General features: G+C 63.6%; 13 protein-coding genes. 8 read left to right on the top strand and 5 right to left on the bottom strand.

All coding sequences use genetic code 11. From position 1 onward, the window contains the following. Positions 1 to 567: 567 nt before the first annotated feature. Together ACYQ2W_RS11875 and ACYQ2W_RS11870 are read right to left on the bottom strand one after the other, a co-directional pair. Positions 568 to 1827, bottom strand: a complete 1260-nt coding sequence (locus tag ACYQ2W_RS11875) for a cyclic di-GMP phosphodiesterase (protein ID WP_459866950.1) — start codon at positions 1825 to 1827, stop codon at positions 568 to 570. A gap of 145 nt (positions 1828 to 1972) precedes the next feature. Continuing rightward, on the bottom strand, positions 1973 to 2194 hold the full coding sequence (locus tag ACYQ2W_RS11870) for a hypothetical protein (RefSeq protein WP_459866947.1): 222 nt from the start codon (positions 2192 to 2194) through the stop codon (positions 1973 to 1975). A gap of 125 nt (positions 2195 to 2319) precedes the next feature. Between ACYQ2W_RS11870 and ACYQ2W_RS11865 the strand changes: the two genes are divergently transcribed. The 4 genes from ACYQ2W_RS11865 to ACYQ2W_RS11850 all read left to right on the top strand — a co-directional run bounded on the left by ACYQ2W_RS11865 (position 2320) and on the right by ACYQ2W_RS11850 (position 6814). Further along, positions 2320 to 3171: a LysR family transcriptional regulator gene (locus ACYQ2W_RS11865; RefSeq protein WP_459866944.1), complete on the top strand. Its 852-nt coding sequence runs from the start codon at positions 2320 to 2322 to the stop codon at positions 3169 to 3171. 179 nt (positions 3172 to 3350) lie between these two features. Beyond that, positions 3351 to 3983, top strand: coding sequence for a 2OG-Fe(II) oxygenase (locus ACYQ2W_RS11860; protein ID WP_459866941.1), 633 nt, complete (start codon positions 3351 to 3353; stop codon positions 3981 to 3983). A 7-nt stretch (positions 3984 to 3990) separates the two neighbouring features. Then, positions 3991 to 5115, top strand: coding sequence for a ribosomal protein S18-alanine N-acetyltransferase (gene rimI, locus ACYQ2W_RS11855; protein WP_459866938.1), 1125 nt, complete (start codon positions 3991 to 3993; stop codon positions 5113 to 5115). Positions 5116 to 5338: 223 nt separating this feature from the next. Then, positions 5339 to 6814: a RimK family ATP-grasp domain-containing protein gene (locus tag ACYQ2W_RS11850; RefSeq protein ID WP_459866935.1), complete on the top strand. Its 1476-nt coding sequence runs from the start codon at positions 5339 to 5341 to the stop codon at positions 6812 to 6814. 147 nt (positions 6815 to 6961) lie between these two features. Here ACYQ2W_RS11850 and ACYQ2W_RS11845 read toward each other — a convergent pair whose 3' ends face one another. The 3 genes from ACYQ2W_RS11845 to ACYQ2W_RS11835 all read right to left on the bottom strand — a co-directional run bounded on the left by ACYQ2W_RS11845 (position 6962) and on the right by ACYQ2W_RS11835 (position 10433). Further along, on the bottom strand, positions 6962 to 8884 hold the full coding sequence (locus ACYQ2W_RS11845) for a hypothetical protein (RefSeq protein WP_459866932.1): 1923 nt from the start codon (positions 8882 to 8884) through the stop codon (positions 6962 to 6964). Between the two features lie 228 nt (positions 8885 to 9112). Next, positions 9113 to 9733 (bottom strand): methyltransferase family protein, encoded by a 621-nt coding sequence (locus ACYQ2W_RS11840; RefSeq protein WP_459866929.1) that lies wholly within the window; start codon positions 9731 to 9733, stop codon positions 9113 to 9115. A 247-nt stretch (positions 9734 to 9980) separates the two neighbouring features. After that, positions 9981 to 10433 carry an Hsp20/alpha crystallin family protein gene (locus tag ACYQ2W_RS11835; protein ID WP_459866926.1) on the bottom strand — a complete coding sequence of 151 codons (453 nt, stop codon included), beginning with the start codon at positions 10431 to 10433 and terminating at the stop codon, positions 9981 to 9983. Positions 10434 to 10714: 281 nt separating this feature from the next. On the opposite strand from ACYQ2W_RS11835, the gene ACYQ2W_RS11830 reads away from it, so the two are divergent. The 4 genes from ACYQ2W_RS11830 (at position 10715) to ACYQ2W_RS11815 (ending at position 21290) form a co-directional block, all read left to right on the top strand. Continuing rightward, entirely contained in the window at positions 10715 to 12850 is a 2136-nt protein-coding gene (locus ACYQ2W_RS11830) for a type I secretion system permease/ATPase (protein ID WP_459866923.1), read from the top strand. Positions 12851 to 13173: 323 nt separating this feature from the next. Continuing rightward, positions 13174 to 14493: an HlyD family type I secretion periplasmic adaptor subunit gene (locus tag ACYQ2W_RS11825; protein ID WP_459866920.1), complete on the top strand. Its 1320-nt coding sequence runs from the start codon at positions 13174 to 13176 to the stop codon at positions 14491 to 14493. An 18-nt stretch (positions 14494 to 14511) separates the two neighbouring features. Then, positions 14512 to 15057 carry a hypothetical protein gene (locus ACYQ2W_RS11820; RefSeq protein ID WP_459866917.1) on the top strand — a complete coding sequence of 182 codons (546 nt, stop codon included), beginning with the start codon at positions 14512 to 14514 and terminating at the stop codon, positions 15055 to 15057. Continuing rightward, the gene (locus ACYQ2W_RS11815; RefSeq protein WP_459866914.1) at positions 15048 to 21290 is read left to right on the top strand and encodes a calcium-binding protein; all 6243 of its coding nucleotides are present in this window, start codon (positions 15048 to 15050) and stop codon (positions 21288 to 21290) included. Before ACYQ2W_RS11820 ends, ACYQ2W_RS11815 begins: the two co-directional genes overlap by 10 nt. Positions 21291 to 21301: the final 11 nt, after the last annotated feature.

Here is a 21301-nt window from a genome sequence, read left to right as displayed (position 1 = left end):
GAAGGCACGGCGATTCGGTTTCCTGCCCACCTTCCGGACGCAGAGCGTCCAAGGTAGCCGGTTGCGACGCGGAGCGTCGCAACCAGAACAACCAGAACAAACCTTCTCGCTTCCAAGCTCTTCCTCCCTCGTTTCCACGCTCTGCGTGGAAACGCAGCTCTTCGACGCTCTGCGTCGCGCTGAACGAAGGCACGGCGATTCGGTTTCCTACCCACCTTCCGGACGCCGAGCGTCCAAGGTAGCCGGTTGCGACGCGGAGCGTCGCAACCAGAACAAACCTTCTCGCTTCCAAGCTCTTCCTCCCTCGTTTCCACGCTCTGCGTGGAAACGCAGCTCTTCGACGCTCCGCGTCGCGCCGAACGAAGGCACGGCGATTCGATTTCCTGCCCGCCTTCCAGACGCAGAGCGTCCAAGGTAGCCGGTTGCGACGCGGAGCGTCGCAACCAGAACAGCACCGTTCCTTCGTGGCCTTCGTGTTAAAAAAACGCCGAACAACGCCCCCGAACGTTCCGCCGGCGCCGCCCCGCACCGGGCGGCACGAACCGAGCGACAAAACCCTCTTCGTGTTCAGCCCACCCCTTCGACGAAGTAGCCGATGCGCCCCTCGGCGCCGAGGTATTCGTTGATCCGCGACGGGTACTCGCCCGGCTTCAGCACCTCCTCGATGGCCAGTTCGTCGTGTTCGCGCAGCTTCAGGATCAGCGCCTGCTCCTTGGGAATATCGGTGCTGTAGATGAGCAGCTCCGGCTTCAGCAGATCGCGCGAGTCGGCCGCCACCACCATGCCGATCTTGCCGTCGTTGAGTTGCACCACGGTCCCCGGCGGATAGATCCCCATGGTGCGGATGAAACGCTCCACCAGCCGCTTGTCCAGCTTCGTCTGGTACTTGGTGTACATCAGCGCCAGGGCGTTCTTCGGCGTCATCGCCCGGGCCGGATTGCGCGGATTGCAGAGGTTGTCGTAGATGTTGCAGATGGTCACCACACGGGTGGCGGTGGAGAGCTGGTCTTCACCGAGCCGGGCGGGGTAACCGAGACCGTCGAGCAGTTCGTGGTGGCGCTCGATGATCTCGAGCACCTGCGGCGCCGTCCCCCGCGAACGTTCGGTGAGGCGCCGCCCGAACAGCGGGTGCTGGCGCAGCATCGACCGCTCGGCCTTGTTCAACGGCCCCTTGTTGATCAGGATCCGGCTCGGCACCTCCACCTTGCCGACGTCGTGCAGCAGCGCCCCCATGCCGACGTGGCGCAGCTCCTCGCCGCGGACCCCTTCGGCCGCGGCGAGGATCAGGCTGAGCACGGTGACGTTGACCGAATGGTTGGGGAAGCCGTGATCGCCCGAACCGAGGTTGATCAGGTTGGTGAGGAACTCGCTGGAGTTCTCGAAGTCGGCAGCGAACCCCTCGACGATGCGGTCGGCGTGGTGGATGGCGTTGGCCGGCCGGGCCTTCAGGTCGGCGGCGACGGAGCGCACCAACTGCGCCCGCTCGTGGTACTTCTGGGCGATTTGGTTGCGTTGGGCACGGTACTGCTGGGCCCGCTTCAGACGCTGGGCCTTCTCCTGCCAGGCCTCGTGGAGCGAGGCGGAATTGTCGGCGATCGGTGTGGCCGGGGCCTGGCTGGGAATCTCCACGTCACTGCGCGCGGGGATTACGCTCACCTCGCTTATGCCCAGCTCGCGGATCGCCGCCACATCCGCCGCGGCGCGGATCTTGAAGCGCGAAAAGAGGAATGGATGCTTGTTCCAGGGCAGCTCCAGATCCACATAGAGCCCCACCGCCAGGCGCTCCACCGGGACCTTCACCACCACCTCTTTGGAAATTCCGAGCATCTGCCGCCCCGCCCCCCGGCCCCCTTGGCCGGGAGCGGATTATAGCCCCTTGCGTATGACGGAGGTTCGGGAATATCTTCGCTGCGCCGGAACGGGAACGGGGCGCCGAAGCGCCCCGTCACACCCTGCCGCGAAGGGAGAGCGATTACTCGGCCGGGGTTTGCGCCGCCTTGGCATCCTCGGCGGCGGAGGCCTTGGCGTCCTCGATGCAGCGGGCCAGGTACTCCTGGAGCTGGTCGGCCGGCACCTCGTCCTCCTGCGCCCACTTGCGGCACTGGGCCTCGTAATCGGCCTGCTCGGCGGCCAGAGCGAGGGAAGCATTGGAGAACAGGGCCAGCAGGGAGGCGGCGATCACGAGCTTGCGCATGGGCGGAATCCTCGAAAAAGGTAACGGTTGGTGACGTCTCCCGGACGTCTGCGGCGCTTTATAAACCCACCTCGCGAGGGTGGAAAACGAAACCTTTTGCAGCTCAACGGAAACAATTTTCGTCCATGGACACCGACCTGCTGAAGACCTTCCTGGAGGTCAACCGGACCCGCCACTTCGGCCGCGCCGCGGAGAATCTCTTCCTCACCCCCTCGGCGGTCAGCGCGCGGGTCCGCCTGCTCGAAGAGCAGTTGGCGGTGGCGCTGTTCATCCGCGAACGCAACAACCTGCGCCTCACCCCCTCCGGCGAGCGGCTGCTCGGCCACGCCCGCCAGTTGCTCGCCACCTGGGAACGGGCGCGCCAGGACGTCGCCCTCGGCGAAGGGCAGCTCGACCCGCTCACCGTGGCCGCCATCCCCGGCCTGTGGGACAGCCTGCTCGGCCACTGGCTGGCGGCCCTGCGCCGGGCGGTGCCGCGGCTCGCCCTGCGCGCCGAATCCCTCGGCACCGACGCGCTGCTGCTCGCCCTGCGCCGCGGCCGCATCGACCTCGGCCTGCTCTTCGAGCCGCCGCTGGTGCCGGGCCTCGCCCTACGCGAGGTCGCCACCCTGGAACTGATCCTGGTCGCCGACCGCCCCCTGGAGCGAACCGCCGAGGCACTCGCCCACGACTACGTGCTGATCGACTGGGGGGTGGCCTTCAACGAGCGCCACGCCGCCCTGTTCCCCGACTGCCCCGCCGCCGCCGCCCGCCTCTCCACCGCGCGGCTCGCCCTTGGCCTGCTGGAACAGGGGGGCGGCGCCGCCTACCTGGCGCGGCCGATGGTCGAGGAGGCGCTGGCCGCGGGACGCCTCTTCGCGGTGACCGACGCCCCCGCCATCACCCTGCCGGTGTTCGCCGTCCACCCCGGCGACGGTGACAAGCAGCACCACATCGACGCCGCCCTGGCCCTCGTCCACGGCACCCCGCGCACATAGGGCCCGCGGGCGCGGTGCCGAACGAAAGCGCCTCCCGTCCGGACACGCCTATTTCGAACACGGAGTACACAGCGGGAGTCGTGCAAATTTTCTGCACGACTCCACCATTTTTTTTCGCTTTCCGCCCCACCCGCATCCGCGTACACCGTGCGCCCGGTCCCCGCCCCGAGGCCACGCCGATGCCCCACACCGCCGATTCCGCCGCTCTCGCCCACGAGTTCGCCCCGCTGCTCGACGACCTCCTGCGCCAGGGCTGGTCCTACCTGCCCGAGTTCCTCGCCCCCGAGCCCACCACCGCCCTGCGCGAGGAGGCCCTGGACCAATGGCAGACGGGCTGTTTCCGCCACGCCGCGGTAGGCCGGGACGACGCACGCCAGGTACTCCCCGAGGTGCGCGGCGACTCCATCCACTGGCTCGACACGCAGAGCGCCGCCCCCGCCCAGCGCGACTATCTGGCGCGCATGGAGAGGCTGCGCCTGGCGGTCAACCGCACCCTCTATCTCGGCTTGGAGCGCTTCGAGGTCCACGCCGCCCGCTACCCCGCGGGGCGCGGCTACCAGCGCCACCTCGACCGTTTCAAGGGAAGCGAGGAGCGACGCCTCACCTGCGTGCTCTACCTCAACGACGACTGGCGCGAGGAGCACGGCGGCCAGCTACGCCTCTCCACCGCAACGGGCGCGCAGGATCTGCTCCCCCGGGGCGGAGCGCTGGCCGCCTTCATCACCGAGGGAATGTGGCACGAAGTGCTCCCCGCCAAGCGCCCGCGGCTGGCGATGACCGGCTGGTTCCGCCGCGACGAACGGATTCTATAATCGTTCGATGAACCACACCGCCCCCGTCGCCGGCATCCGCCCGGCGCGCCTCGAAGACCTCAAGGTGCTGCTGCGCCTGGAGAACGCCTGTTTCGACAGCGACCGCCTCTCCGCCCGCTCCTTCCGCCACCTGCTGACCAAGGGCAAGGCCGCCACCCTGGTCGCCGAAGAGGAAGGGGCACTCGCCGGCTACATCCTCACCCTGTTCCACGCCGGCACCTCGCTGGCGCGCATCTATTCGCTCGCGGTGGACCCCGCCGCCCGCGGCCGCGGCCTCGGCCGCGCCCTGGTGGAGGCGGCCGAGCACGACGCCCGCCAGCGCGGCTGCGCCTACCTGCGCCTCGAAGTGCGCCGTGACAACCCGCCCGCCCAGGCGCTGTACCGGTCGATGGGCTACCGCCCCTTCGCGGTGGTCGCCGACTACTACGAGGACCACACCGACGCCCTGCGCCTGGAGAAGGTGCTCACCCCGCGTCTCGACACCGAACTGGCCGCCGTCCCCTACTACCGCCAGACCCTCGATTTCACCTGCGGCCCCGCCTCGCTGATCATGGCGATGCAGGCGCTCGACCCCAACCTCACCGCCGACCGCAACCTGGAGCTGCGCATCTGGCGCGAGGCCACCACCATCTTCATGACCTCCGGCCACGGCGGCTGCGGCCCCTACGGCCTGGCGCTCTCCGCCCACGCCCGCGGCTTCGAGGTGGAGGTCTACGTCAACCACGAGGAGCCGCTGCTGCTCGACTCGGTGAGGAGCGAGGAGAAGCGCGAGGTGATGCGTCTGGTGCAGGAGGAGATGATCGAGGAGCTGCGCGAAGCGGGCGTTGCGATCTACCCGGAACGGATCGGCGTCGACCACCTGCAGCGCTGCTTCGACCTCGGCTCGATCGCGCTGGTGCTGATCAGCTCCTACCGCATCTACCACGAGAAGTTCCCCCACTGGGTGGTGGTGAGCGGCTTCGACGAGCGCTTCATCTACGTCCACGACCCCTTCGTCGACGACGAGAAGGGCAAGACCGAGACCGACTGCGTCAACCTGCCGATCCCGCGCGACGCCTTCGAGCAGATGGCCCGCTACGGCAAGGCCGCGCAACGCGCCGCGCTGATCCTGTGGCCCAAGGCGAAAGCGTGACCGACCGGCATCCCCCGGTAGGAGCGGCCCCCAGGCCGCGATGGGCGGGGGCACGGCGGGTGTTTGCGGGAGGAGGCGGTGAGGGCGCCATCGCGGCCTTGGGGCCGCTCCTACAGGGATCGCCGCGCCCGACACACCGGATGATGTGCTACAAACCCTCACCTGGCCCTGCGCGGCCCCCTGTCAGCCGTATCGCCCCCTGCCCAACGAAGGATTTGAACCCATGGCCCGTCCACTGATCGTCATCGACAACCCGTCCGACCTGGGCGAACTGGCCGAACGCTACCCGGTGGTGGCGGTACGCGACTACCTCACCGGCGACGACTACCAGAACGAGCGCAAGCTGCTGGTGGTCAACCTGTGCGCCAACCACCGCTACCTGGGCACCGCCTACTACTGCTCGCTGCTCGCCGAGGCGCGCCGCCAGCGGGTGCTCCCCTCGGTGAAGACGATGCTCGAACTGGACCGCCCGCGGGCCTACGGCCTCGACACCGGCGAACTCAACCAGCTGGCCCAGCGGGTGCTGCGCCGGCGCACCACGAGCGCCCCGGAGATCACCGGCTTCGCCATGGAGGTCTACTTCGGCGAGTGCGAAAACGAGGCGCTGCGCGAGCTGGCCCGCGCGCTGTTCGAGGCCTTCCCCGCGCCGCTGCTGCGGGTGGAGTTCAGCAAACAGGACGCGTGGCGCATCGCCTCGGTCAAGCCCCTGCCGCTGGCACGCCTCGACGAGCGCCAACGCGAGGCCTTCGCCGCCGCCCTCGAAGGGCACCTGCGCCGCCGCCCGCGCAGCGGCCGCGGCCGCCCCGCCAAGCGCTACGACCTGGCGATCCTCCACGACCCCGAGGAGAAGCTCGCCCCCTCCTCCCCCCGCGCCCTCAAGTACTTCGTCGAGGCGGCCAAGGGCGTCGGCATCGAGGCCGAGCTGATCACCCGCAAGGAGCTGCACCGGCTGGCCGAATACGACGCGCTGTTCATCCGCACCACCACCCGCATCGACCACTACACCTACCGCGCCGCCAAGCGGGCCCACAAGGAGGGGATGGTGGTGATCGACGACCCCGACTCGATCCTCAAGTGCACCAACAAGGTGTTCCTCGCCGAACTGCTGCGCGGCGCACGGGTACCGACGCCGAAGACCGCCGTGGTCAGCCGCCGCACCCTCGCCGAGGCGGAGCGCGAGATCGGCTTCCCGGTGGTGCTGAAGATCCCCGACGGCTCCTTCTCCCGCGGCGTGCACAAGGCCGAGGACGGCCAACAGATGCGCGAGATCGCGGCGAAGCTGTTCAAGGAATCCGACCTGATCCTCGCCCAGGAGTACATGTACACCGACTTCGACTGGCGGGTCGGTCTCCTCGACGGCCAGCCGCTCTACGTCTCCCAGTACTTCATGTCGAAGGCCCACTGGCAGATCGTCCAGCACGGCGAGAACGGCAAGTTCGAGGAGGGGGGGTTCCGTACCCTGGCGGTGGAGGAGGCGCCGCCGCAGGTGGTGAAGACCGCCCTGCGCGCCGCCAAGCTGATCGGCAACGGCCTCTACGGGGTGGATCTCAAGCAGGTGGGCAACAAGGTCTACGTCATCGAGGTCAACGACAACCCCAACATCGACGCCGGGGTCGAGGACGTGGTGCTGAAGAAGGGGCTCTACCGCACCATCATGGACTCCTTCGTCCGCCGCCTGGATGCGCGCTTCGCGCCCTGACCGGCGGCGATTTGCCGGCATGCCCTCCACGCGCGTGCCGACCCACCTGCAAAGCTCCTTCGCCGGACGACGTCACCCTCCGATCTGTGCCCCCGTCAAGTGGGTGGCAGCGGCACCCTCGTTACGGAAGTCGATGAAAAATGCGGGCTAATCATTGGCTGGCTTGATAAAGGAAACCAGCCTCCCAAAATAGTACCTGCCACTCTCCCCTTTTCCTGTAAGAAAAATCTCCAACGCCAACACGGAGATTGTAAAAAGTATGGAAAAAACAAACAATCCATCGATAACAACAAACTGCTCAATGTCTATTATCACAGAAAAAATAAAATATATAGAAATTATCCCCAGCAACCCGCTCACCATTATACTATTCTTCTCGGAAAAGTGATCGCGCCGCAAACCAAACGAAGAGATCAATACCAATGACAATATCAACAAAACAGGACCCATAAACTTCAACAACGTGGAAATACCATGTTTTCTCTCGATATTTACGTCGAAACCAACCTGAGGAACAGACACGATCTCCCCCTTCTTTCTCACAGAGCGGCTTGGAGTAACCGATATGTTATTCGACAGCGATATCCCCTCAACACCAACGATCCGCCAATTGGGATCCTGAACAGGAACCGGGGAAGTCACTCCAGCCATAGGCTGAATAAAGAACGGCTTCTTGGAAAAATTCGCGGGCTCAAACACAATCCTCAAAATCTGCGAGTCGAAAGGAAACATAAACAAATCACTATCAATACCGAGCACCACACTCAGCTTATACATCTTATTATAAAAACGAACACCGTCATTCATATACGATTCAGACTTAACCAGAGAGAACACCATATCATCCTTAGATATCATCGGCAACGCAAAGTCATCAATCCCCACATCATCATCAATGGAATACATACTGAAGTACATCTCCAGAGAAGCCCGCTTCGACTGAATCCCGTCGATATCGTATTGCTTAATCTTAATATCAATAAAAACCGTAGGTATCTTATCCAATGAAACATTTTGCGTCGGCATCTGCGACTCAAACAACAGATACTGATTATCCAATCTCGTTATATATTTTTTGAAGTAACCAAGATCAACGTATCGATTATAGTAAGCATGCGACGACCCTATCCGCCCATAGGCGATAGAATATTTACCTATATATGGATCGCCCTCATCCATTTTCTCCAGAGATGAAATAACATCACGAGCCAACAATGGGGACACAAGCAAGTCATCGATATCACGAAACGAAGACACAACCCTCTCGACAATCGAATTATATGAGGAGGAATAATACGAACTCTTACCGATCGACCTGACACCAGGAATTCTACTTGAACTCGAAAATATCTTGTTCTTGGCTCGCAAGGAATAATCCACGCCTCTATACGAATAGGCGTCACATCCAACCGATTTCATATTCACCAAGTACGATGGGCTGTCGGTGATCACCAGAACCCCTGAGCAATCCCCAACCCCACCACCGGAATAATTAACGACATCCACCTTACCCCTCAATAACGATACAATTTCTTCACCATACGGGTTCTTATTCTCGTATATATGAACAATCTTCCCGTACCCGTTCAGCCCGGCAAGCCACAACACCTGCTTGGCCTTCTCGATAGTGGTGCTGGACGTCGTAAACACATGCAATCCGGACTTCACCAGCAGGTCAATCGTACCGACCATCGAGATAACAGGAACGTTTCTCGGATACACCTTTCCCAACTCAGCAAATACGGAGCTATTATCGGACCCCAAAACCAGGACAATATTCCCTCTCTCAACAATTCGTTTCACCTTATCTCGAACCGAGCGTAAGTCATCTCCCTTTCCGATAACCACCGACACAAACTCAATTTCCTTGTATTTACCAGACAAAAAGGAGATTGCGTCCGACAGGCCAGCGCTCTTCTCGCCAAGGATCTTCCCCGAAAATCGGGATAAATCGGTAACCACCAGCACCTTGTTCGGAACCGCCCCCCACGCCTTCCCGCACGCCAGAAACAGAACCAGCACAAGCAATAGCCGCCTTACCATAACAATCACTTCCATCTTTAATAACATCCGCGCAATCCTCACCTACACCAGGAGCCAGCGCGCGCTGGACTTATATGCGATATCTAAAAGTTATCGATTTGTTCGACACCCCGAAAAACGGCGGGGGAAGGCCGTTGCTCCCCGAATGTACCCCGTATTTTTTCGATCTGTTTGCTCGGACTCTCGAACACCCTCGACCCGATTTTGGCGCGACCAACCGTTCGCTCTCCCACCTTAGGGCACCCTCAATGTCGCTCACCTCGGAGAGCGCCAAAGAGACCTTCCCGGGGACGGGACAAGAAACGGCACCCGCGCCACGTAGTGGGCGTAGGCCTCCCCGTAGCGGGCGAGCAGCTCGCGTTCCTCGAAGAAACACAGGTTGAAGGCGTGGACCGGGATCACCACCAGCAAGGCACCGAGCAGCAGGTAGCTGGAGCCGGCGATCAGGGCAATCCCCAGATAGGCGAGGTAGGTGCCGAGGGACATCGGATTGCGCACCTGTTGATAGACGCTGAGCGAGACCACCCGCCGGGTCAGTTTGAAGGCGGCGAAACCGGCGCCCTTCGCCTTGAGGGCGACGTTGGAGGCCGCCAGATAGTAAAGCCCGGCGACGAACAGCGGCCAGCCGAGAACCGCGGCCAGCTCGGGATAGGGCAGTGGCGGCAGACCGAGCAGGGGATCGAACGCACGCAGCCCCGGATGGACCAGCCCCACCGCCTCCGGCAACACCAGACCACCCCAGAAAAGGGCGTGGCTCACCCGGCTCAATCGCTCGGCGCTCGCCCGGCTGGCGTCCCGGCGGATGCGGGCACCGGCCCACAGGGTACCGAGGAGGAAGGTCAATGCGCCGAGGCCTTGCAAGATCATCGTCTCCATGATGCGCTCCACGAAGGGGTGGTGCCGACCATTGGAGCGCGCGGTGGCGGGAAACACAACCTGCCGTATTCCCTGTAGGAGCGGCCCCTGGGCCGCGATGGCGCCCTCTCACCACCTGCCGCGCTCGGGAACCGAAGCGCCTCACCCTGTCCCATCGCGGCCTCGGGAAAGACCGCCGGGTCAGGCAAAAAAACGGGGTGTCCGAAGACACCCCGATGCTGGACAGGAGAGGATCGTCAGCCGCCGATCAGTGCGTGGTCTTCACCTCGATGCGCCGCGGCTGGGCGGTCTCGCGCTTGCCGACGGTGACCTCCAGCACGCCGTTGGCGTAGTGGGCCTCCACCTTCTCCGGATCGGCCGCCTCGGGCAGGCTGAAACGGCGGTGGAAGCTGCCGGAGGCGCGCTCGACGCGCCGATAGCCCTCATGCTCCTCGCGACGCTCCAGCTCACGCTTGCCCTGGATGGACAGCAGGCTGTTCTCCAGGGTCACCTCCACGTCCTTGGCCTCGACACCGGGCAGATCCGCGGTGATCAGGTAACGCCCCTCCTCCTCGCGGATATCCACGGCCGGCGCCCAGTCACTGACGGCCAGACGGCTGTCGTCGCCCTCGTAGCGGCCAAGATGGTTGTCGAACAGGGTGTTCATCTCGCTCTGCAGCTGATTGAACAGACGGAATGGATCGTAACGGACCAGGGTCATGGCTCTCACCTCCTTGGGTTGCTCGGTTGGACCAGTCTCTATACCGGCACATAAGGGGGGGGGAGGGGATTTCAAGAGGCGGGATACAAGGGCGTCGACGTCGAATCCGCATCCGGCTCCCGTCGAGCCAACTTCTCGATAAGTAAGAAAAATCGGACACAATTTTCCGGATTCTCCCGATACTCGGAGCCATTTTATTTTTTTATGATGGGCCACCGTGATTTTACGGATGATCTGCCCCCTCCACCTGCGCAGAAGGGTCATCACCACAGGGAAAACACGTGCCCCACGCCACCAGCGCCGAAGAACGTATCGACAGCGGCCTCTCCGCCCTGCTCCTCGCCGCCCGCTTCCACGGCCTGCCCGCCGACGGCCCACAACTGAGCCACCAGTTCGCGCCGCCCGGCCAACCCTTCGACCAGCGCGCGATCCTCCACGCCGCCCGCCACCTCGGCCTCAAGGCGCGCGCCGTCGAGAGCCGCTGGGAGCGCCTCGCCGACACCCCGCTGCCCGCCCTCGGCCGCCACCGCGACGGCCACTGGTTCCTGATCGCCCGCGGCGACGGCGACCGGGTGCTGATCCACGATCCGCTGGAAAAACGCCCCCTCACCCTCCCCCGCGAAATATTCGACCAGGCGTGGAGCGGCGAGCTGATCCTCCTCACCCGCCGCGCCGCGCAGCCTGGCGACCCCGGCAAATTCGGCCTGCGCTGGTTCATCCCCGCCCTGGTCAAACACCGCAAGCTGTTCGGCGAGGTGCTGCTCGCCTCCTTTTTCCTCCAGCTCTTCGCCCTGGTCACCCCGCTCTTCTTCCAGGTGGTGATCGACAAGGTGCTGGTACACAAGGGCCTCTCCACCCTCGACGTCCTCGCCTTCGGCCTGATCGCCATCGCGCTGTTCGACGCGGTGCTGGGAGGGCTGCGCACCTACCTCTTCTCCCACACCACCAACCGGGTCGACGTCACCCTCGGCGCCCGCCTGTTCAAACACCTGCTGGCGCTGCCCATCGCCTACTTCGAGAGCCGCCGGGTCGGCGACACCGTCGCCCGGGTGCGCGAACTGGAGAGCATCCGCAACTTCATCACCGGCTCCGCCCTCACGTTGGTAATCGACCTCGGCTTCACCATCGTCTTTCTGGCGGTGATGTACTACTACAGCCCCACGCTCTGCTTCATCGTCCTCGGCGCCATCCCGGCCTACGTGCTTCTCTCCGTCCTGGTCACCCCGGTGCTGCGCGCCCGGCTCAACGAAAAGTTCAGCCGCGGCGCCGAGAACCAGGCCTTCCTGGTGGAATCGGTCACCGGCATCGAGACCCTCAAGGCGCTCGCCGTCGAGCCGCAGATGCAGCGCCGCTGGGAGGAGCAACTGGCCGGCTACGTCCACGCCGCTTTCCGCGCCGCCAACCTCGGCAACATCGCCAACCAGAGCGCCGGACTGATCAACAAGGTGGTCACCGTGCTGATCCTGTGGGTCGGCGCCCGGCTGGTGATCGAGGGCGACCTCAGCGTCGGCCAGCTGATCGCCTTCAACATGCTCGCCGGGCGGGTGAGCAGCCCACTGCTGCGCATCGTCCAGCTGTGGCAGGACTTCCAACAGGCCGGCATCTCCCTGCAACGGCTCGGCGATGTCCTCAACGTGCCCACCGAACCGGGCTACAACCCCAACCGCGCCACCCTGCCCGACCTGCGCGGCCACATCCGCTTCGAACGCACCACCTTCCGCTACCGCTCCGACCTCCCCGAAGTGCTGCGCGAGCTGGAGCTGGAGATCCGGCCGGGCCAGGTGATCGGCATCGTCGGCCGCTCCGGCTCCGGCAAGAGCACCCTGACCAAGCTGGTCCAGCGGCTCCACGTCCCCACCGCCGGGCGGGTGCTGATCGACGGCACCGACCTCGCGCTTGTCGAGCCCGCCTGGCTGCGCCGGCGCATCGGCGTCGTGCTGCAGGAGAACTTCCTGCTCAACCGCAGCGTGCGCGACAACATCGCGCTGGCCGACCCGGGGCTACCGATGGAGCGGGTAATCCACGCCGCCCGCCTCTCCGGCGCCCACGACTTCATCCTCGAACTGCCCGAAGGCTACGACACCGTGGTCGGCGAGCGCGGTGCCAACCTCTCCGGCGGCCAACGCCAGCGCATCGCCATCGCCCGCGCCCTGATCAGCGACCCGCGCATCCTCATTTTCGACGAGGCGACCAGCGCCCTGGACTACGAATCGGAACGGATCATCCAACAGAACCTGCCCGCCATCGCCCAGGGGCGCACCGTACTGATCATCGCCCACCGCCTCGCCACCGTGCGCCGCGCCGACCGCATCCTGGTGATCGACCACGGCCGGCTGATCGAAGACGGCGACCACGGCGAACTGATCGCACGCGGCGGACAGTACGCACGGCTGCACGCCTTTCAGAGCGGGGAATAGGAGAAACCGATGGCACACCATTCGACGGAACGTAGGTCGCCGCTACCGCGGCGACGCAAACGAAGGCACCCCCGGCAAACCCCGTGTCAGCCCCGCCGGGCAAGACGAAGCCCCCGGCAAGCGATCACCAACCCCAACCCCCGCTGCGTCCGTTCGACGGAACGTAGGTCGCCGCTACCGCGGCGACGCAAACGAAGGCCCCCCCAGCAAACCCCGTGTCATCCCCGCCGGGCGAGACGAAGCCCTCGGCAAGCGATCACCAACCCCACCCCCGCTGCGTCCGTTCACGTCGCCGCGGTAGCGATGACCTACGCCTGACTCCCATGCCCACCGCCGAACACCAATTCCTCCCCGCCGCCCTGGAAATCCAGGAGACCCCGCCCTCCCCCATCGGCCGGGCGATCCTCTGGACCCTGATGGCGCTGTTCACCCTCACCGTCCTGTGGGCCGCCCTCGGCGAGGTCGACATCGTCGCCAGCGCCCCCGGCCGGATCATCCCCAGCGGCCGGGTGAAGGTGATCCAGCCCGCCGAGACCGGCATCGTCCAGGAGATCCACGTCGAAGAGGGGCAACGGGTCGCCGCCGGCGACCCGCTGATCGACCTCGACCCCACCCTCGACCGCGCCGACCAGCAGCGGCTGGAAAACGACCTCTCCGCCGCCACCCTGGAACGCGCCACCCTCCAGGCCCTGGCCGACACCGACGACGAGACCCCGCCCCGGCTCCAGCTCGCCGACACGCTCCCGGCAGACCAACGCGCCCTCCACCGGCGCATCGCCGAACAGCGCTGGCGCGAACAGCGCACCCGCCTGCAGGCCATCGACGCCGAAATCGCCCGCCTCGACGCCCAGCGCGAAGTGATCCGCCGCACCACCGCCAAGCTCCGCGCCACCCTGCCGCTGATCACCGAGCGGGCCGAAGCGCTCGCCCGTCTCACCGCCAAGGAGCTCTCCCCCCGCCACGACTGGCTCGAACTGGAACAGCAGCGCATCGAGGCCGAAGCCGACCTCGCCACCCAGCGCCACCGCCTCGCCGAGACCGAAGCGGCCATCGAAGAGGCCCGCGATCGCCAGGCCACCCAGGCCGCCGGCTACCGCCGCGAACTGCTCGACCAGTTGCGCGAGGCCCGCCGCAACGAGACCGCCCTGGTCCAGGAGCTGGTCAAGGCGCGCCGCCTCACCGAACGGCGCCGCCTCACCGCCCCCATCGACGGCACCGTGCAGCAGCTCGCCGTACACACCGTCGGCGGCGTGGTCACCCCCGCCCAGCAGCTGATGGTGGTGGTCCCGGTCAGCGCCCATCTGGAGGTGGAGGCGATGGTCGAGAACCGCGACATCGGCTTCGTCCACCCCGGCGAGCGCGCCGAGGTGAAGGTCGACACCTTCCCCTTCACCAAATACGGCACCCTCGACGCCACCGTCACCACCCTCTCCGGCGACGCCGTCGCCGACGAGACCCGCGGCCTCATCTACCCCGCCCGCGTGCTGCTCGAACGCACCACCATCCGGGTCGGCGAAAAGCTCGTCGAGCTGGCGCCGGGGATGACCGTGGTGGTGGAGATCAAGACCGGAAAACGGCGGTTGATTGAATACTTTCTCGCACCGCTGCTCAAGTATCGCGACGAGAGCGTTCGGGAACGATAGCACCACAAACACGACAGCATGAAAGACATGAACAATACAATTGCAAAAAAAATATTATCGACAATGCGGAGAATCCACCCCGCACACATCATCTTCGCATTGACATACTTGTCTTTTTTTCTGACCCCGGGGATATATTTAATAAAATACACCCCCCCTGAAACAAAAAATCTACAAAAGACAACGGGCACCTTTGGCATAGATTACAAAGGAAGGGGAATCAGTTACTACTCAATAACAAATAGCGAAGGAAAGATACATTTCAGATGCAACGGATCATATATAGTAACATCCACATGCGAAACCAGACACAGACTCAAGAAATATATTGGAAAAACAGTTACCGCTCACTGGGACAAGCGAAAAGTTTACCCATTCGTAACCCAGAGCCATTTCTTTGGTCTGTCGCTTAACAAAAAAATAATAGATAACCCAAGAGAGGAAATAACCAGAATTCAATCATCAAAAAAAATTGAATTTGTGATGTTACCTCTACTTCTATTGCTATACATAGCAATCTTTACACACATCAGAAACAAGCAGAGGACAAAACAATGCCACTAGCATCAAACGGCGCATCTATCGCGCTATCCTACATCAATACACCAACAAACGTGAGTATCACAGCCAGCAACTTCGATAACAATGACTATATAAATGCCGCCATAGGATCCGCACAAACCATTAGCGACATAGCCACGCTATTTGGCAGAGAGATCCCCACAATGGCATCTCCAATTCTCGTCGGCGCCAGCGTTGGATCGGAAGCGTATTCAATAATTGATGAATACATAAACAACCCAAACAACGATATCAACACGAGCCACCTGGAATCGATTGCGAGCACGCTCAGCAGCTACGCAGGATCCGTTCTCTTAACAGGCGAAGGAGTAGCATTCGGAGTCGCACTAGGATCACCTGTCGGCATTGTTCTTGGAGGAGCATTTATTGTCGCAGGCATATATTTTGCCATATCAGCATACCAAAACGATTCTACTCTCGACTTGGACAGCATGCTTGATCAATGGCGAGAGTTCGACAGACAATTTACCGAGGCATACGGAGAATCCGCATTAGGAGCCGCCCAACAGATCATCGACAACACCGACCCCAATACATGTCAATTTGCAGGGGAAGTCTGTACTGAAAACTCAGGCCGAATGGAATTCCTGTCCGATGGAGCTGTCGAAGTGTGGGGACCTAACGGCGACCACACCCGGATCGAACCTACCGGCGAGGTGTTATACGAAGGAGGAGACGGAGAGGATTCCATCGTCGGAACCGACGAAATGGATTTCCTATATGGAAACGACGGATTAGACGAACTCGACGGTTCCGACGGCGACGACTATCTCCAAGGTGGCGAAGGCAACGACTCCCTTACCGGCGGAGACGGCTGGGACATCCTCGTCGGAGGCAATGGTTTCGACACTTACTACGCCAACGACGGCGACGTCATCATGGACACCGACGGCGATGGAAAGATCATCTTCAACGGCGTGGACCTGACCGGCATCTTCTCCCAATACTGCGGCGAAGACGGCTTCTCGAGCGAATTTGATCCACGTTTCCAGTTCATTCCCGAAGGCGACTCGCTGCGCGTGGTGGACACCCTTGACGGCAGCTCGATCACCATCGAGAAGTTCAAGAACAACCAACTCGGCATCGGCCTCTCCGGACTGGATCCCGACTCGCCCCTTCTCGACGACGGAACAATCCCCGGCGACGACGGTGGATCTGCCTCGGAGAACCCCGACAACTCGGGAGATGGAACACAGAATCCCGGCAGCGACCCAACTGACGGAAGCGACTCCGACACTCCGAGCGGCGGCGGCACCCCCACCAGTGGAGGCGGTAGCTCCGGCGACAATCCCAGCGGCAACGGCTCCAGCTCCCCCCGCACGCCAAACAACTACATGGACGACGTGCGCAACCAAATGGATCGCTCCGAACAACAAATCTCCCCACTGGTCCTCGACCTGGACGGCGACGGCCTCGAACTCTCGACCCTCGATGGTTCACAGATATTCTTCGACGTAGACGCCCGCGAGCTGGCTGAGAACACCGCCTGGATCCTCCCCGACGACGGTCTGCTCGCCCTCGACCGCGACGGCGACGGCGACGGCCAGATCACCAGCGGCGCGGAACTCTTCGGCGACCACACCACCCGCGCCGACGGCACCCTCGCCGCCGACGGTTTCGACGCCTTGGCCGAGCTGGATGACAACGGCGACGGGGTGGTCGACGCCACCGACACCCGCTTCCAGGAGCTGCAGGTGTGGCGCGACCTCAACCAGGACGGCCGCTCCCAATCCACGGAGCTGTTCACCCTCGAACAGCTCGGCATCACCGCCCTGGCCACCGACGCGATTGCCTCCGACCTCACCGTCGCCGGCAACGCGGTTCCGCTCACCTCGACCTTTACCCGTGCCGACGGCACCACCGGCGCCGTGGGAGATGCCTATTTCGCCGTCGATCTGGTCAACACCGACTACCGCGGCCCGATCACCGTCAGCGACGAGATCGCGGCGCTGCCCAATCTGCGCGGCTACGGCCGTCTGGCCGACCTGCGCATCGCCATGGCCGAAGATCCGGAGTTACGTCAGTTGGTGGAGACCTTTACCAACAGCGATCCATCCGATGCCGAGGCGCGCCACGAGGCGCTGGACCAGATCCTGTTTCGCTGGTCGGGAGCCGACACGATTTCTCCGACCAGTCGCGGCTTGTACGTCGATGCCCGCCACCTCCATTTCGTGGAATCGATTCTCGACCACAACGTCCTTACCAGATACGGTCTGCCGGACCCCGCCATTGACGCCGGTGCAGACCTTGAAAACGCCTGGGACAAAGTGCGGGAACAGATGCTGGCCCGTCTCTCCCTCCAATCTCCCGGCCTCATCCAGCAGGAGAACACGGACTACGATGTTGCCGGCGACCGCTACTCCACCGGTTATACACTGACATGGCTGTTCTCTTCACTGGAGGCCGGGGAACCCGACGCGACCGACGAACAGGCCTCCTTCACTTATTGGCGAACGGCGATCGGCAAACTGGAACGCATCGCCGACGAGCTGCAGATCGACCGCGCGGTCGTCAACACCACTCTGGGCGAGATTCTGCGGGAGCGATCGATGGAATTCATCGCGCCCTACCTCCGGTCATCGGCTCAGTTCGGTTCGAGTGGCGCTGATCAACTTGTCGCCGGGGAAAACGACTCGGTGCTGCTGGGAGGCGCCGGAGAAGATACTGTCACAGGAAACGAAGGAGACAATCTTCTCTATGGCGGAGAAGGCGACGACGCCCTCAGCGGAGCCGGCGGGAACGACTATCTGTTCGGCGGGGCGGGAAACGACTCGCTCGCCGGAGTCCGCGGCGACAACCACCTCTACGGCGGTTTCGGCGACGATACCCTCACCGGCGGAACGGGTAACGACATCCTTGATGGAGGTGAAGGCAACGACGCCCTCACCGGAAACCTCTACGCCTACTCCGACTTCCACGGCGGCACCGGCGACGACACCATGACCGGCGGCTGCTACGCCGATACCTACCGCTTCAATCTCGGAGATGGACACGACACCATTATCGACCGCAACGGCTACAACAACACGAACGATCTCATTCTCCTCGGTGAGGGACTGACCACCGACATGGTCCGCGTCGGTCATGACGACGATCACCTTACCATCGACTTCGAGGGCACCGACGACCGGCTGACCCTCCAGGATTGGTTCTCTGCCACCAACGGCTCCCGGAACAACCGTATAGAAATGTTGCAATTCTCCGACGGCGCGGTGTGGGACGACGCGACGATCGACGAGACCGCTCGCACCCTCGCCGGCACCGAGGGCAACGACACCCTCACCGGCTGGAGCAACGCCGGCCACCCGATCCGCGGCGAGGGCGGCAACGACATCCTCACCGGCGCTTCCGGTAGCGATGCCCTCTACGGTGGAGAAGGCGACGACACCCTCGACGGTCGCTCCGGCAACGATACGCTCGACGGCGGTGACGGCAACGACACCCTGACCGACACATCCGGCACCAACACCTTCATCGGCGGTGCCGGCAACGACACCCTCTCCGGCGGCCTCTACGCCTACTCCGACTTCCACGGCGGCACCGGCGACGACACCATGACCGGCGGCTGCTACACCGATACCTACCGCTTCAATCTCGGAGATGGACACGACACCATCATCGACCGCAGCGGCTACAACAACACGAACGATCGCATTCTCCTCGGTGAGGGACTGACCACCGACATGGTCCGCGTCGGTCATGACGGCGATCACCTGACCATCGACTTCGAGGGCACCGACGACCGGCTGACCCTCCAGGATTGGTTCGCCCCCCCCACCAACGGCTACCGAAACAATCGTATCGAGGCACTGCAATTCTCCGATGGCGCGGTGTGGGACGACACCACGCTTGACGAAATCGCCCGTTCCCTCGTCGGCACGGAGGGCGACGACATCCTCACCGCCTGGGACACCACCGGCCAGCGGGTCGATGGCGAGGGCGGCAACGACACCCTTGTCGGCGCCACGGGAAGCGACTCCATATACGGCGGCACCGGAGACGATACCCTCTCTGGTGCTTCGGGCAACGACGCACTCTATGGCGGCGAGGGCAACGACACCCTCGCCGGAGATGGAGGAAACGACACGCTAGACGGCGGTGAGGGCGACGACATCCTCACCGACACCTCCGGCACCAATACCCTCATCGGCGGTGCCGGCAACGACACCCTCTCCGGGGGGCCGTACGCATACTCCGACCTCCACGGCGGTATCGGCGACGACACCATGACCGGCGGACTTTACGCAGACACCTACCGCTTCGACCTCGGCGACGGAAATGACGTCATCTCCGACATCGGCGGATACGCCGGATACAACTACAACGACGTCCTGTTCCTCGGCGACGGCATCGCTGTCGACGACGTCAGGGTTACCCGGAACGGCCAGAACCTGGTACTTGATATCGGTAGCGACGGCACCGACCGCGTCACGATAGACCGCTGGTTCGAAAACGACCGCAACCGCATCGAACAGGTGCGTTTCACCGACGGCACCACCTGGTACTACAGCACCTTGGAGGAGAAGAGCCGCGAGATCCACGGCACCGAAGGCGACGACACCCTCACCCCCCCGTCCCCCTCCGGGCGTTATCAACTCTACGGCGAGGGCGGCAACGACCTTCTCACCGGCAGCAGCGGCGACGACCTGCTGGACGGTGGCGACGGCGACGACATCCTGAACGGCGTCGGCGGACGCGACACCCTCATCGGCGGGGCGGGTAACGACCGGCTCACCGGGGGCTCCACGTCCACTTCCGATCTCCACGGCGGCACCGGCAACGACGCCATGACCGGCGGCTGCTACGCCGATACCTACCGCTTCAATCTCGGCGACGGCCACGACATCCTGATCGACCACGACGGCTACAGCAGCTATGCCGACCGCTTGATCCTCGGTGACGGGATCGATCCCGATGACCTGCGGATCCACCGCGACGGCGAGAGTCTTGTAATCGACGTGGGGGAAGACGGAAGCGACCGCATCACGGTGAACGACTGGTTCGCGGCAGGATCCAACAGCGGGCGTAGCCACCGCATCGAACAGTTGCAGTTCGCCGACGGCACCAACTGGCACTACAGCATCGTGGAGGAGAAGAGCCGCGAGATCCACGGTACCGCAGGGGACGATACCCTCGACGGCTGGGACGGCGCCGGGCACCGGATCTACGGCGAGGGCGGCAACGACCTCCTCACCGGCGCCGCCGGCAACGATACGCTCGACGGCGGCGATGGTGACGACACCCTCATCGACACCTCCGGAGCCAACACCCTCATCGGCGGTGCCGGTAACGACACGCTGACCGGAGGCCTCTACGCCCAATCCGACTTCCATGGCGGCATCGGCGACGACATCATGACCGGCGGCTGCTACGGCGACACCTACCGTTTCGATCTCGGCGACGGCCATGACCGGGTCCGCGACGGCTACGGCAGTACCGGTTTCACCGACCGCATCCTCCTCGGCGAGGGCCTTACCGCGGAAATGGGGCGGGTCAGCCGCGACGGTGACGACTTGGTCATCGACTTCGACGGCACCGACGACCAACTGATCATCGAGAGGTGGTTCACCACCGGCGACAGCCGGAACTACCGCATCGAGCAGGTGGTCTTCGCCGACGGCACGGTGTGGGACCCGAATACTCTGGAGACCCTGGCCACCGCTCCACCGCCCGCCCCCGAGGAGGCGCTGCCCGCGAACGAGACGGTGGAAAGAGGCGACACCACGACCGCCACCGACGACGCGGCGGGACCAGATGCCGCGGCGACGGAGACTTCGGAGACGACCGACCCCGCGATCGATGCCGCGACCGGTGACGGTGGCTCGGCGACGGAGGCGGCCGAACCCGACGACAGCGTCGCGGAAGGCGCCGACAACGCGGACGGTGATGCCGCGGATGATGCGCCCTCCATGGACGACGGAGCGACAACCGACGTCGACAATACCGCCGAATCCACCGGTGCCCCCCTCTCCGCATCGACGGAAGAGTCGCCCACCGACGGAAACGAAACCTCGGGGACGGAAGCGACCCCCTCGGACTCCGTGGCGGGAACGGAATCGGCGATACCCACCGAGGAGGAGCTGAACGCCCAATCCGATCAGCTGATCGCGGAGATCGCCACCTTCGACGCCGGGAGCGGGGGGGAGATCGTGTTGCCGCCGGAGGAGCAGGCCGGTTCCGGGGCGGTGATCGCGGTGATGGATCAGGCGGCCTGATCGGGGACGGA

Source organism: Endothiovibrio diazotrophicus, assembly GCF_054657215.1.
Note: the sequence above shows the minus strand (reverse complement) of the source record. Positions and strands in the feature narration are given on the sequence as shown.

What these genes read in the sequence shown, in the direction of transcription:
- ACYQ2W_RS11875 (WP_459866950.1), bottom strand. Translation starts at nt 1,827, where the DNA reads ATGCTCGGAATTTCCAAAGAGGTGGTGGTGAAGGTCCCGGTGGAGCGC.
- ACYQ2W_RS11870 (WP_459866947.1), bottom strand. Translation starts at nt 2,194, where the DNA reads ATGCGCAAGCTCGTGATCGCCGCCTCCCTGCTGGCCCTGTTCTCCAAT.
- ACYQ2W_RS11865 (WP_459866944.1), top strand. Translation starts at nt 2,320, where the DNA reads ATGGACACCGACCTGCTGAAGACCTTCCTGGAGGTCAACCGGACCCGC.
- ACYQ2W_RS11860 (WP_459866941.1), top strand. Translation starts at nt 3,351, where the DNA reads ATGCCCCACACCGCCGATTCCGCCGCTCTCGCCCACGAGTTCGCCCCG.
- rimI (WP_459866938.1), top strand. Translation starts at nt 3,991, where the DNA reads ATGAACCACACCGCCCCCGTCGCCGGCATCCGCCCGGCGCGCCTCGAA.
- ACYQ2W_RS11850 (WP_459866935.1), top strand. Translation starts at nt 5,339, where the DNA reads ATGGCCCGTCCACTGATCGTCATCGACAACCCGTCCGACCTGGGCGAA.
- ACYQ2W_RS11845 (WP_459866932.1), bottom strand. Translation starts at nt 8,884, where the DNA reads ATGTTATTAAAGATGGAAGTGATTGTTATGGTAAGGCGGCTATTGCTT.
- ACYQ2W_RS11840 (WP_459866929.1), bottom strand. Translation starts at nt 9,733, where the DNA reads ATGGAGACGATGATCTTGCAAGGCCTCGGCGCATTGACCTTCCTCCTC.
- ACYQ2W_RS11835 (WP_459866926.1), bottom strand. Translation starts at nt 10,433, where the DNA reads ATGACCCTGGTCCGTTACGATCCATTCCGTCTGTTCAATCAGCTGCAG.
- ACYQ2W_RS11825 (WP_459866920.1), top strand. Translation starts at nt 13,174, where the DNA reads ATGCCCACCGCCGAACACCAATTCCTCCCCGCCGCCCTGGAAATCCAG.
- ACYQ2W_RS11820 (WP_459866917.1), top strand. Translation starts at nt 14,512, where the DNA reads ATGAAAGACATGAACAATACAATTGCAAAAAAAATATTATCGACAATG.
- ACYQ2W_RS11815 (WP_459866914.1), top strand. Translation starts at nt 15,048, where the DNA reads ATGCCACTAGCATCAAACGGCGCATCTATCGCGCTATCCTACATCAAT.